Genomic DNA, 286 nt, shown 5'->3' with positions numbered 1-286 from the left:
CGCCCCGGTTGACGGTGGGGCCGGCTGGCGTGGGCAGGCTGGCCTGGCCGGAGAGCAGCGCGAATTTGAGCGAACCGTCCGGCCACACGTTTTTGACGTTGACCTGCAAGGCGCCCTGGTCCGAGCCGAGCGTGCGTCCCGCCGGCACATCGCCGCGACGGAAGGCGAAGCCCAGGCAGAACGGCGCCGAGGCCTGGCCGGTGGTGCTGACAACGGTAAACGAGGCGTTCGGAACCGGCGCGCCCGGCTGCGGCACGACCGGCGGCGTCCCCTGGTCGAAGGGACC

The 286-nt window shown here is 72.4% G+C and carries 1 protein-coding gene; it reads right to left on the bottom strand.

What is annotated here, in order from left to right; all coding sequences use genetic code 11:
* Window positions 1-286, bottom strand: a 286-nt coding sequence (locus tag F2P45_RS35155) for a hypothetical protein (RefSeq protein WP_166882762.1), incomplete at both ends; no start/stop codon positions are given.

Source organism: Massilia mucilaginosa (assembly GCF_011682145.1).
Classification (GTDB): Bacteria; Pseudomonadota; Gammaproteobacteria; order Burkholderiales; family Burkholderiaceae_D; genus Telluria_A; species Telluria_A mucilaginosa.
Note: the sequence above shows the minus strand (reverse complement) of the source record. Positions and strands in the feature narration are given on the sequence as shown.